Below are 13,508 nucleotides of genomic sequence, written 5' to 3' on the forward strand. Positions count from 1 at the left end.
TGGTAAAACATAGAGAGTTCATTTTCTATTCCTTACATTTGTATAGCATTCTGATTTGAGAATGAAAATGATTGATATGACAGATAAAAAATACAATGAGACGATTCATAAAGATAAAAATTACGAATACATTACCATTTCCAATGACGAAAACAACGTAAGAATCTATACTTTGAAAAACGGCCTGAAGGTTTTTCTTGCCCAAAATTTTGATGCCCCCAGAATCCAGACCTATATTCCGGTACGTACAGGAAGCAATAATGACCCTGCTGATAATACCGGACTGGCACATTATCTTGAGCATATGATGTTTAAAGGGACTTCAAAACTCGGGACTCAGAACTGGGAAAAAGAAAGTGAATTGCTGAACCGGATTTCAGATTTGTACGAAGAACATAAAGCAACTTCTGATCCTGAAAAAAAGAAAGAAATTTACCGCAAAATAGATGAGCTGTCCCAGAAAGCAAGCCAGTATGCTATTGCCAATGAATATGACAAGGCAATTTCTTCATTAGGCGCTACGGGAACCAATGCTCACACATGGTTTGATGAAACGGTTTACAAAAACAATATTCCCAATAATGAACTTGAAAAATGGCTTAAGATCGAAAAAGAAAGATTTTCGGAATTGGTATTAAGACTTTTTCATACCGAACTGGAATCGGTGTATGAGGAGTTCAACAGGGCACAGGATAATGATTCCAGGCTGGTTCAGTATGAGCTGATGGATGCTCTGTTCCCAAACCATCCGAACGGACAGCAAACCACCCTTGGAAAGGCCGAACACCTGAAAAACCCTTCGATGAGGGCTATTCATAAATATTTTGATGAATACTACGTCCCGAATAATTATGCAATGGTTTTGGTGGGAGATCTTGATTTTGATGACACTATTAAACTTATCGATCAGTATTTCGGCACGATTCCTTACCGCGAATTACCTGAGAAATATCCAGTTGTCGAACAACCGATTACAGGAATAGTGGAAAGAACCGTGAAGAGTCCTACTACGCCGAGAGTTCAGCTCGCCTGGAGGACCGAAAGTTACGGAACAAGGGAAGCGATGCTTGCCGATATCGTCGCCAATATTTTAAGCAACAGGGGAGAAGCGGGATTGATAGACCTGAACATTAATCAGACCCAGAAACTGCTTTGGGGACAGGCGTATTCAGTGGGATTAAAACAATACGGGTATTTCTCCATTGTTGCCGTTCCGAAAGAAACACAGACCCTGGATGAAGCAAAAAACCTCGTGATGGAACAGCTCGAATTGGTGAAAAAAGGAGATTTCCCGGACTGGATGCTTACCGCAATCATCAATGATTTCAAAGTTCAGAGGATGAAAGCGCTGGAAACCGCAGACGGGCTTGCCACCAATCTCTATGATACCTACATCAAAGGCAGAACCTGGGAACAGGAACTGAATGAAATGGATGAATATGCCGCTATTACAAAAGAAGATGTGGTAGCTTTCGCCAATGAGTTCTTCAAAGATAATTATGTAATTGTTAATAAAGAAAAAGGAACTAATGATAAGCTGATCCGTGTAGAAAATCCTGGAATTACCCCGGTAAAAATCAACCGTGAAGCACAATCTGAATTTCTCAAGCAGATCTTAGCGGAAAAAACAGAGGATATACAGCCTGAATTTATCGACTATCAGAAAGAAATCCTTACCGACACGATTAAAGATAAAAAACTGAGCTTTGTGGAAAATAAAAGCAATGATATTGCCCAGGTGCATTTTATTTTTCCTTTCGGAAGCGATCATGACCGTGATCTTGGTATTTCAACACAGGTTCTTCAATATTTAGGTACGGAAAAATTTTCGCCGGATGATCTTAAAAAAGAGTTTTTCAAAATCGGGATTACCAATGATTTTAAAACCGCCAACGACCAGCTTACCATTTCACTACATGGTCTTGAAGAAAATATCCCGAAAGGAATTGAGCTTCTGCAACACTGGTTGAAAGAAGTACAGCCTGATCAGGAAATTTATAACCAGTTTGTGGAAACGGTACTAGAAAACCGCGCAGCCATAAAAAAAGACAAAGCCCGTATCATGACGGCTTTAACGAATTATACTAAGCTTGGTGCGTTTTCCAGATTTACGGATATCATTTCAAAAGAAGAACTTGAAAGCAGCAATGTTGAGATCTTTACGGAAAGGATGAAGAATCTGTTTAGCTTTCCGTATCAGATTTTCTTTTACGGAAAGAATTTTGAAAGTTTTAAAGACTATATCGGGAAATATATCGAGCCGGAAAGCCTTGCTGTTCCGAAACCTAAAAAATATCCTGAACCTGAAACGCTCGGGAATGTTTATTTTACAAACTATGACATGGTGCAGATGGAAATGAGCAGGATCGGCAGAGGTCAAATGGTTAATACAGAAAATTTCGGAAAAATTAATGTATTCAACGAATATTTTGGGAGAGGTCTTTCTTCCATTGTTTTTCAGGAAATCCGTGAGAGCAAAAGTCTTGCCTATTCAGCCTACGTTTCTTATGCTGCCAATTCCGAGTTGAACCATCCGGATTATATCACCACGTATATCGGGACACAGCCGGACAAGTTACAAATTGCTGTCGATACATTAGCTGAGCTGATGGCCGAACTTCCTGAAGTTCCGGCACAGTTTGAAAACGCAAGAAATGCAGCACTGAAACAGATTGCCTCCGCAAGAATTACCAGAACCAATATTTTCTTTAATACCCTAAGACTTAAAAAGCTGAATATTTTCCACGACTTCAGGAAAGATATTTACCAGCAGATTGAAAGCTTAACCTTTGAAGACGTGAAGATGTTTTATAATAATTACATTAAAACGGTTCAGTTTAATACGGCCCTTATCGGAAAAAGAGAAAACCTGAATATGGATGCGGTGAACCAGATGGGCAGCTTCAAAGAAGTGACCTTAAAGGATATTTTCGGGCATTAAACCGGCTACACTTTTAAATTATTTATAAGCTACCGCGCGATTCCATCGCGTGGTATTTTGTTTATTTTTATCTTTATCAAAACATACATTGATGAGTAGAAATTACAAATTCAATAATCCCGAAGGGCTGTATTTCGTAAGCTTTGCTGTTGTCGGCTGGCTGAATGTCTTTATAAAAGATGAATATATAGAGCTGCTGTTGAAAAGTTTAAGATTCTGTCAGAAAAATAAAGGAATGGAAATACATGCCTGGTGTATTATGCCCAATCATGTACATTTGATTTTCCGAAGTGTGAATGGCCAAAAACCTGAGCTTTTGCTAGGTGATTTCAAAAGGTTTACCAGCAAGGCTATTGTGGCAGTAATAAAAGAAAACGCAGAAGAAAGCAGAAATAAATTTTTATTAAACTTTTTCCTGAAAGAAGGTTTAAAAACATCTAACGTCAATCAGTATCAATTTTGGAGACATGATAATCATCCAATTGAGTTATGGAGCAACAGAGTAATCTGGCAAAAGATTAATTATACCCATCAAAATCCTGTAAAAGCAGGGCTGGTAACAAGTGCGGAAGAGTACCGATACAGTAGTGCTATAGATTATGCCGACGAGAAAGGGCTTTTGGAGGATATTGTGGTTTTTAGAATATTTTAATTTTTTTTAACCACGCGATGGAATCGCGCGGTATGCTACTTGAATAAGCGTAGGGTTGCAATAAAATTCTTAACATTTTTTATAATTTAGTCAAAACAAAAATCCCGAAAAAACTTTCGGGACTTTGATATTACTTTATTAAAAACTATTTCACAATTTTCATTTCATTAATCAGCCATTTGGAATCGGCAAATTTATCAATGATGAAAAGAATGTATTTTGTGTCGACCATGATATTTCTGCTGAATCGCGGATCATAGTTGATGTCACTCATCGTTCCTTCCCACTGTCTGTCGAAGTTCAGTCCCACAAGGTTTCCGTAGGCATCCAGTGCCGGACTTCCTGAATTTCCTCCTGTTGTATGGTTGGTGGCAGTGAATCCTACAGGAACATCTCCGGTTTTATCTTTATATTGGCCGAAATCTTTTTTATCGTAAAGGTCGATCAGCTTTTTAGGGACATCAAATTCATAGTCTCCCGGAACGTATTTTTCCATTACTCCGGACAAATGCGTCTGATAATTGTAAGAAACGGCATCTCTTGGCGAAGAACCTTTTACTTTTCCATACGTTACACGAAGGGTAGAGTTGGCATCCGGGAAGAATTTTCGGTCTTTATCCGTTGCCATTTGTTGAGCCATATAGGTTTTCTGCAGCGCATCAATTTTTGTCTGAAGAGACATAAACTGAGGATCAGCTTTGGTCATGTACGTGTCTCTTATCGACAGATAAATCTGGTAAACAGGATCTTTTTTCAGGGTTTTGATTAATTTATCCTGATTGGAAAAAGCTTTTTCTATATCCTTGCTTAAAGAAGCACCATTCACCTCATTTCTTCCTGTGATGATAGAATTTTTAGAGGCATCCTCAATAACCTGAATATTTTGCGCTTCATTTTTGTACTTTTCAAATCCGGCTGGTAAAAACTGCGCATCTGTTTTGTTGGCATATAAAGCCAGCAGTTTCGCTGTTACTTTTGCGTCAAGCTCTGCATTGTAATCTTTATAAAAAGCAGTCAGCTTATTTTTAAGAGCGGTTGTCCCTTTTTCATCCATTCTTCCTGCTTCGACGGCAGCAATATAATTGTAATAAAGGCTCGCAAGCATTAAAGTCTCTGCATTTTTGATGGTCTCAGAATAGTATGCATTGTTTAAAGCATAAGGCGCCTGATCGTTATATAATTTGGTAAGTTGATCCAGAGTTGCTTTAATTTCAGGGTTTTTAGCAGCCAGTGAAGCCTCATACTTCATTTTTTTCTCTACGGCATTCGATTTTTTCAAACCTTCCACTTCGCCGATCCATTTTTTCCAGTAATTGGCTACGGATGCATATTTTGAAGCATACTGAATCCTTGTGGCGTCATCGGTACGCATTTTTTCATCCAATGTTTTTAGTGCCACATCTCTCACAGCAATTCTTGCAGGATCAATTTCCTTCATGATTTTTTCAACAGCAATACCCGGAAGATATTCTGTGGTTCTTCCCGGGAAACCGAAAACAAAGGTGAAATCATTTTCATTCTTATCTTTAATAGAAACAGGAAGATAATGTTTAGGAACGTATGGAACGTTATCTTTTGAATATTCTGCCGGCTTGTTGTTTTTGTCAGCATAAATCCTGAACATAGAGAAATCTCCGGTATGTCTCGGCCAAACCCAGTTGTCGGTATCGGAACCGAATTTTCCTATGCTTTGCGGCGGTGCTCCTACCAAACGGATATCTTTGTATGTTTCAATAGTATAAGCATAAAATTTATTCCCGTAGTACATTGATTTTACAGAGATCGATTGATAAGGCTCAATTTTCTGTGAATTTTTGTAAATCTCAATATTTTTAGCAATCTGCTTAGAAAGTTCAGGTTCCGTAAGATTGTCTGTTCCCTGTAAAATTTGTCCGGTCACTTCTTTAATATCAACGATAAAATCAACCTTTACCCCCGGATTGGGAAGTTCGCCTTCCGTATTTTTAGCCCAGAAGCCATTAGATAAAAGGTCATTCTGAACGGTAGAGTGTGCCTGGATTTGTCCGTAGCCGCAGTGATGGTTGGTAAGCAGAAGGCCTTTCGGAGAGATGATTTCTGCGGTACATCCGCCGTTAAACTGTACTACCGCGTCCTTAATGCTTGCTTTCTGAGGATTGAAGATGTCTTTTGCAGAGATTTTCATTCCCAGATCTTTCATTTCCTTTTCATTCAGCTCTGTCGGGATCCACATTCCTCCGTATTGCTGTGCAAATGTCATTACAGCCGGCAAAAGAAATACGGATAAGAGTATCTTTTTTGTCATAATCAAAATTTTGCTCCAATTTACGAAGAAATTATGAGTTTGAATTTTTGAGGTATCTTCTTGTCTTATGTTTGAAAATGAGTGCTTTATACATGTGTGCTAATAGCTATTGCGTGTAATACTGATGATATGGCGATAAAAATTTTCACTGAAAAATTAAAAATTGCGAAAAAAATACACTGCTTTTTTTGAGCAATCTAAATTTAACTGCAAAAGAGTCAAAAGATCTATTATTAGATGTTTCATAAAGTAATAAAAAGCTTTCAAAAATCAAAGATTAAGAACTAATGTGTTCTAAAATAATCGTGAGGCTCTATCTTTTATCTGATGTTGTCTTATGTTCAAAAATCTTTTGTAGCTTTGATACCGTCGAAACTTCGGTTTGTGGTTAAAAATATCCCACGGATTGCACAGATTTTCATGGAGAAATTATCACATGAGTTTTAGAAGAATTTAAAATACTGAAAACATTTTCAGAACACCTTAAAAAAATCAAAGATTAAGAACTAAATATGTTCTAAATAATTGTAAGGCTTTATCCTTTATCTAATGTGTCTCATGTGTCAAAATGCTTTTGTTCCTTTTGCGGTTAAATAAAAAATTCTGAAACAGTTATTGCTAAAACTGATAGGCGATAATGCGCTCATCTTCCATCAGGCTTTTCATCAAAGCTTCGTGGTTGATGTTTTTTCCTGTTATAATCCATGAGGTAGAAAGATTCCCCTGGGTATACTGCTGTTTAGAAACAGCATACCTCAGATTATGTTTCCTGAAAATCCCTTCACAGTATGGCACATCGTGATAATTGTTAACCGCGATTTTATATTCCCTGATTTTATGTTCCCTGTCAATCAGTTTTTCGAAGCTGGTAAGCGAACTGAGTATCAACAGTACTAAGATGGTTCCTAAAACGGCAAGATAAACGTATCCCGATCCAACGGCCATCCCGAGAGATGCTGTTGCCCATATCGTGGTGGCTGTCGTAATCCCGTCGATTTTATTGTCTCCTTTAAAAATAACCCCGGCTCCAAGGAAGCCGATTCCCGTAATGATATTAGCGGCAATACGGTCCGGATCATCTACCCCGATTTTTATAGAGAGAATAGTAAACAAACATGAACCGAAACAGATCAGGATGAAAGTTCGCAGTCCGGCAGATTTATTACGATATTCACGTTCCGCACCAATGAGGATCCCAAGAACTACAGATATAAAAATAAGCAGAAGCTCATTTTGGATGGAGTGATCTTTTAGAAATTCCATGAGTAATTATTTTAATAGCAGAATAAATTTAGATAAAATCTTCCTTACAGAATATGAATGAAATCAGTTTTGATTAATAAAAAAGCTGTCCGAAGACAGCTTTTATAAATTATTTTTTCTCAACCATATCCAGAAACTGCTGTTCATCCAGAATTTCAATCGTTCCGATATCCTGGGCTTTTTTCAGCTTGCTGCCGGCTTTTTCGCCTACGACGAGGTAATTCAGGTTTTTAGAAACCGCTGAAATATTCTTTCCGCCATGTTTTTCCACCATTTCTTCCGCCGCCTCTCTCGTAAATAAGGATAATTTACCTGTGAAAAGGAATGTTTTTCCGTCCAGAACATTAGATAAAACCTCGTTTGTACTTTCGCCTTTTTCAAGCTGAACGCCGTACGATTTCAGCCTTTCAATCATCAGGATATTTTCCGGATTAGCGAAGAAATCTACAATGCTTACCGCGATTTTAGTCCCGATATCTTCTACCTGGCAAAGCTCTTCTACCGTAGCATTTTTGAGTTCTTCTATGGAAGGGAAATTCTTAACCAGTTTCTTGGCAACGGTTTCTCCCACGTGCTTGATGCCGATTCCGTACAATACTTTTTCAAAAGGAATTTCTTTAGATTTTTCAATTCCGGAGATGATATTCTGGGCAGATTTTTCAGCCATTCTTTCCAACGGAAGAAGCTGTTCTTTTTTCAACACATAAAAATCTGCAGGATTTTCTATTAATCTCTCTCTGTAAAGCTGTTCAATGGTTTCACTACCAAGATTATCAATATTTAAAGCTTTTCTGGATACATAATGAATCATTCTTCCTACTACCTGTGGCGGACAGTGCAGTTCGTTCGGGCAGAAATGAATGGCCTGATCTTCAATTTTCACCAGCTCCGTTCCGCATTCCGGACAGTTCTTTATGTATTCTATTTCCTTACTTTCGGAAGTTCTTTTTTCTGTATTTACGCCGACAATCTTGGGAATGATTTCACCGCCTTTTTCTACATAAACGAAGTCATGTTCGTGAAGATCGAGCTTTTTAATAATATCTTCATTGTGGAGAGAAGCTCTTTTAACAATGGTTCCTGCCAACAGTACAGGCTTAAGATTGGCTACCGGAGTAATAGCGCCGGTTCTTCCTACCTGGTAAGAAACGGTCTGTAATTCGGTTTCTACTTTTTCCGCTTTGAATTTATAAGCCATTGCCCAGCGTGGAGATTTTGCAGTGTAGCCCAGTTGACGCTGATGTTTTAAGGAATTTACTTTTAAAACGATCCCGTCTATTTCAAAAGGAAGATTATGTCTTTCGATATCCCAGTATGTAATAAATTCTTTTACCTCAGCAAGTGTTTTGCAAAGTTTTGCCTGCTGAGATGTTTTGAAACCCCAGGATTTTGCTTTTTCCAAAAGTTGCCAGTGCGATTCTGCAGGAATTTCTTCGGAAATATATTGATATAAAACTGATGATAGTCCGCGTTTTCTTACTTCACCGCTGTCCTGCATTTTAAGGCTTCCGCTGGCTGTATTCCTTGGGTTCATGAACGGATCGAGACCGTCTTCTTCACGCTGCTTATTGATTTTATCAAAATTTTTCCGGGTTAAATAAATTTCGCCCCGCATGAAAAATTGAGCAGGAAAATCATCCTTCAGCTTTAATGGAATATCAGAAATAGTACGGACATTCGCTGTAATCTCATCACCCTGGAAGCCGTCGCCCCGTGTAACTGCCTGAACAAGTTTTCCGTTCTCATACAAAATAGAAATAGAAGCTCCGTCGTATTTCAGTTCGGCTACAAATTCTACGGGCTCATCAATCGCCTTAATAATTCTTTTTTCCCAGTCCTCCAAATCGTCGAAATCATAAGAATTATCGAGAGAATACATTCTGAATTTATGCTGAACCGTAGGAAATACTTTTGTAATTCCGCCGCCTACCCTCATAGTGGGAGAGTTTTCGTCATAGAACTCAGGATATTTTGCTTCCAGATCCCGGAGTTCTTCAAGCAGCATATCGAAATCGTAGTCTGTGATCGTAGGTGTGTCAAGAAGATAATAGTTTTCGTTGTGCTGGTGAAGTTCTTTTCTAAGATCTTCTATTTTTTGTTGTATAGTTTCGATATTGTCAGGCATGAGATTCTGTCTTTCCAGCAAAAATAATAAGTATTATGGAGATTTTGATGATTAGAATTAATATTAATTTTATATCGGGGTTAAGGCATTATCAGAAATGTCTTTCTAAATTTGCTTATTATTTTGTCCGGATTTTCGTCAGATAATGAGATTGGCGGAAATTCAATAAAGAATTATTATTTATATTATGAAAAAAGTTATCTTAGGGTTAGCAGTTGTAAGCACCGTTTTCATGAAGGCACAAACCCAGATTATCGCGCACAGAGGATATTGGCAAACCCAGCCTCCGACTACAGAAAATTCTCTGAAATCACTCGAAAATGCTCAGAATCTGAAGATTTATGGTTCCGAATTCGATGTACGGATGACCAAGGATGGAGTTTTGGTTGTAAATCACGATGAGCATCACGCAAAAATGGAAATTTCCGAAACAGATTTTAAAGAGCTTAAAAAAGTAAAGCTTTCGAATGGTGAAAACTTTCCTACACTGAAAGACTACCTTAAACAGGGAAGGAAGGATAAAGCCTTAAAGCTTATTGTTGAAATTAAACCCGATAAAACGAAAGAAAAGGAAGATGAGCTCACGGCAAAAACCCTTACAATGATCAAGGATATGAAGCTGGATACACAGTGTGAATTTATCTCGTTCAGCTTAAACATCTGCAAAGAAATTAAAAGACTGGAACCGCAATTCAAGGTGCAGTATCTGAAAGGAGAGCTTTCACCGCAGCAGATCAAAGAAGAAGGACTGGACGGGATGGATTATCACTACAGTGTTTTCCAGAAGAATCCGACGTGGATCTCTGAAGCAAAATCATTAGGATTGATAACCAATGCATGGACAGTAAACGATATTACGGTTTCGGATGAGCTGAAAAAGCAAGGTATCGGTTTTATTACAACCAATATTCCGGATCAGCTGAAATAAAAAACAAAACATATATAACTTTTAAAGTCTGTCTTTCGGGGCAGACTTTTTATTTACCGTATGGGAATTAATTAGAGAAAACTCAGTATTTATGGTAGGTATATGGTGTAATCTTATTTTCTCAAGAAAAGACAATAAAGGTATGCAAATAGTATTAAAATTTAGTATTAAAAATGCTTAATCAGTTTAAAGGGTTATAAACCAAAGTAATGTGAGTTTTTGTTAAAAATAAATTAATATAGTGTTTAATAATTCTTTAATAAACGTTAAAATAAGGTTAAAACCTTAACCATAATGTCGGTTTAATTTTGCGCAAACAAAAAGGATATGCGTAAAGAGACACAAAAAGTACTGCTATTATCATTACTAGGATTAGTTAGTATAAATGTGATGGCCCAGCAAAAGGCAAAACGAGATACCATTAAGAATATTGATGAGGTTGTAGTAACTGCTTTAGGAATTAAGAGACAAAATAAAGCGTTAGGATATTCCACCGAGACCATCAATTCTGATCAGATCTTAAGAACACAGAATACACATTGGACCAGTGCCCTGGAAGGTAAGGTAGCCGGACTGAAAATACAGACAGCCGGAGCAGGGCCGTTATCTACCCCAAGAATTACCCTGAGAGGAGATGTTTCCATGAGTAGCATGGGAGACAATCAGGCACTTATTGTTTTAGATGGCGTTCCGCTGAATTCCCGAACAGTTGGCACAGGAACTCCCGCTTACGGAGCAGGTGCAGGGGGCGATGTACCGATTGACTACGGAAATGATCTCAGCAGCATCAATCCGGATGATATTGAAAGCATTACCGTTCTCAAAGGCCCGAGCGCATCTGCTTTATACGGCTCAAGAGGTGCCATGGGAGCAATCATGATTACAACAAAATCCGGTAAAACTAAAAACGGCAAAATCCAGGTATCTTTAAATTCTTATACCAGTTTTGAATCTGTTTTAAAATGGCCGGATTATCAGTATGAATACGGACAGGGTACGCTTCAGAAAGATAAAAGCGGAAATTACTTTTATTCATACGGCCTTTCTCCTGACGGTATAAACACGGGATCTACCAGCAGCGCCTTCGGACCGAAGTTTGACGGCCAGTATTTTTTTCAGTATGATCCAAACGAACAGGGGCAGAGTAAAGAAAGACAGCTTTGGAGACCCTATAAAAATAATATAAAAGATTTCTGGGATGTAGGAACTACTTTTTCCAACAACCTTGCTATCGAAAGTTCTAACGACAAAACCGCATTTCGGGCTTCCCTTTCTTATCTTAAAAATGAATGGATGATGCCGAATACCGGTCTTGAAAAATGGGGCGCCGCGATTTCTGTAGATCACAAAATTAATGACAGGTTTAAAGCTAATATAAAATTGTCTTACAACCAGACAAAAAGCGATAACCTTCCTGCAACAGGATATAATAACCAGTCGATTTCCTATTTCATGATTTTCCAGAATCCGAATGTTGATCTGGCATGGTATAAACCGATCTGGAAAGCAGGGCAGGAGCAGGTTGACCAGATCCACCCGTTCAGTTCTTATATCGATAATCCTTACCTCATCGCCTATGAAATGACAAACAGTTTAGATAAAAAAAATATTGTCGGAAACGTGAGTCTTAGCTATCAGATTGATAAACATTTTGATGTATTGTTAAGATCGGGAATGGCTGTAAATGATGAACTTCGTACTCAGAAAAGACCTTGGAGTTCTGCCAATTTTCCTCAGGGATATTACAGGGAACAGTATGTGAACGGATTCAATTTTAATAATGATTTGATGGTCAATTATAAAAATACATTCGGTGCATTCAACTTTTCGGCAACAGCAGGTGGATCTACACAGTATTTTGAACAGCTTACCAAAGACTATTACGCATTAGGGCTAAAAAAAGCAGGAGTGTACAGCATTACCAATGCGATCTCCCAGCGTTTTGATCTTCCGCAGCCCGACGATAAAATGGTAAGCAGTGTATACGGTTTGGCATCACTAAGCTACAAAGACAAAGTATTTCTTGATGTCACAGCGCGTAATGACTGGAGTAGTACGCTGCCTAAAGCAAACCGTTCTTATTTTTACCCTTCCGTTTCCTCTTCATTTATCCTTTCCGATATTTTCGGGCTCAAGAGCAACAAATTTAATTTCTGGAAATTAAGGGCTTCATGGTCGCAGACCGGTAACGATACAGTGCCTTATCAGCTCCTGAATTATTATAATCCAAGTCTCGCATTTCCGGGATCTGTTGAAGTTTCCAGCCGGTATCTTAATCCTGACCTAAGACCGGAAATGATTACCAATACAGAAGGTGGGATGGATTTCAGTCTGTTCAATAACAGGCTTACCTATAATATTACTGCCTATCAAAGTAATTCTGTAGACCAGATCATCAGGAATGTCCCTGTTTTATGGGAAACAGGATATACCCAGAGAGTTATCAACTCAGGAGAAATCAGGAACAGGGGTATTGAAATGATGTTGAATGCATTCCCCATAAAAAATCAGAAATTCTCATGGAATGTGTCAGCAAACTGGTCTATGAACAGGAACAAAATTTTGTCGCTTCCTGAAGAATTTAATGGCGAGCCATATACCTATGCCAGCGTAGGAGGCGCGGTTTATTACAATGCAGTAGTCGGAGGGTCGCTCGGAGATCTTTACGGGTACGGGTTAATGTATTCACCCGACGGCCAGGTGGTTTACGGAACCGATGGATTAACTGCGAAACCTTCACAGATGAAAAAAATAGGAAATGCGTATCCTAAGTGGAGAGCAGGTATCCAGAATGAATTCAGGTATAAAAATATTTCCGTGAGTTTCTCATTCGACGGACAGTACAAAGGGATGGCTTATTCGCAGTCTCATCATAAAATGTCTGAGCAGGGCAAACTGCAGCATACGCTCGAAGGAAGGGATAATCCGGGAGGTCTTATCGTTGGTCAGGGTGTAGTACAGAATCCTGATGGTTCTTATTCAAGCAATACGAAGGGAATTCTTGTATCAACCTATTATGGTGATTATTATAGACGGGCAAATGTGGAAACAAACACTTTTGACACTTCATTTATTAAGCTCAGAGACGCCAGAATTGCATATTCTTTCCCGAAATCCGTTACTGGTCCTTTAAAAATCACAGATCTTACACTCGCACTTTTCGGAAAAAATCTTTGGATGTGGACGAAATTTCCACTGTTTGATCCTGAAGCCGCAACATTAGATAATGCCACCATTACTCCGGGGGTTGAGATGGGCCAATTGCCCTCATCTCGTACCATCGGTTTCCAGCTTAATGTAAAATTTTAAATCTTA

The 13,508-nt window shown here is 38.5% G+C and carries 7 protein-coding genes; 4 read left to right on the plus strand and 3 right to left on the minus strand.

Features of this window, described 5'->3' with window-relative positions; translation table 11 throughout:
* The first annotated feature begins 76 nt into the window (after positions 1-76).
* Complete coding sequence (locus ACYT6F_RS10530; RefSeq protein ID WP_472597645.1) at positions 77-2,941, plus strand: M16 family metallopeptidase; 2,865 nt, start codon at positions 77-79, stop codon at positions 2,939-2,941.
* Positions 2,942-3,032: 91 nt separating this feature from the next.
* Positions 3,033-3,593, plus strand: coding sequence for an REP-associated tyrosine transposase (locus ACYT6F_RS10535; protein WP_472597646.1), 561 nt, complete (start codon positions 3,033-3,035; stop codon positions 3,591-3,593).
* A gap of 145 nt (positions 3,594-3,738) precedes the next feature.
* Here ACYT6F_RS10535 and ACYT6F_RS10540 read toward each other — a convergent pair whose 3' ends face one another.
* From ACYT6F_RS10540 to ligA, 3 genes are all read right to left on the minus strand, one after another.
* Complete coding sequence (locus ACYT6F_RS10540) at positions 3,739-5,877, minus strand: S46 family peptidase (RefSeq protein WP_472597647.1); 2,139 nt, start codon at positions 5,875-5,877, stop codon at positions 3,739-3,741.
* A gap of 618 nt (positions 5,878-6,495) precedes the next feature.
* Entirely contained in the window at positions 6,496-7,140 is a 645-nt protein-coding gene (locus ACYT6F_RS10545; RefSeq protein WP_472597648.1) for an MgtC/SapB family protein, read from the minus strand.
* Between the two features lie 109 nt (positions 7,141-7,249).
* Entirely contained in the window at positions 7,250-9,265 is a 2,016-nt protein-coding gene (ligA, locus tag ACYT6F_RS10550) for an NAD-dependent DNA ligase LigA (protein WP_472597649.1), read from the minus strand.
* A gap of 187 nt (positions 9,266-9,452) precedes the next feature.
* Here ligA and ACYT6F_RS10555 point away from each other — a divergent pair, with 187 nt between their 5' ends.
* Together ACYT6F_RS10555 and ACYT6F_RS10560 are read left to right on the plus strand one after the other, a co-directional pair.
* Positions 9,453-10,193: a glycerophosphodiester phosphodiesterase family protein gene (locus ACYT6F_RS10555; protein ID WP_472597650.1), complete on the plus strand. Its 741-nt coding sequence runs from the start codon at positions 9,453-9,455 to the stop codon at positions 10,191-10,193.
* A 327-nt stretch (positions 10,194-10,520) separates the two neighbouring features.
* A complete protein-coding gene (locus ACYT6F_RS10560) occupies positions 10,521-13,502 on the plus strand; it encodes a SusC/RagA family TonB-linked outer membrane protein (protein WP_472597651.1) in 2,982 nt (993 codons plus the stop codon).
* The last annotated feature ends 6 nt before the right edge of the window (positions 13,503-13,508 follow it).

The sequence above is a fragment of the Chryseobacterium sp. NG-CE01 genome (assembly GCF_055695505.1).

What these genes read in the sequence shown, in the direction of transcription:
- ACYT6F_RS10530 (WP_472597645.1), top strand. Translation starts at nt 77, where the DNA reads ATGACAGATAAAAAATACAATGAGACGATTCATAAAGATAAAAATTAC.
- ACYT6F_RS10535 (WP_472597646.1), top strand. Translation starts at nt 3,033, where the DNA reads ATGAGTAGAAATTACAAATTCAATAATCCCGAAGGGCTGTATTTCGTA.
- ACYT6F_RS10540 (WP_472597647.1), bottom strand. Translation starts at nt 5,877, where the DNA reads ATGACAAAAAAGATACTCTTATCCGTATTTCTTTTGCCGGCTGTAATG.
- ACYT6F_RS10545 (WP_472597648.1), bottom strand. Translation starts at nt 7,140, where the DNA reads ATGGAATTTCTAAAAGATCACTCCATCCAAAATGAGCTTCTGCTTATT.
- ligA (WP_472597649.1), bottom strand. Translation starts at nt 9,265, where the DNA reads ATGCCTGACAATATCGAAACTATACAACAAAAAATAGAAGATCTTAGA.
- ACYT6F_RS10555 (WP_472597650.1), top strand. Translation starts at nt 9,453, where the DNA reads ATGAAAAAAGTTATCTTAGGGTTAGCAGTTGTAAGCACCGTTTTCATG.
- ACYT6F_RS10560 (WP_472597651.1), top strand. Translation starts at nt 10,521, where the DNA reads ATGCGTAAAGAGACACAAAAAGTACTGCTATTATCATTACTAGGATTA.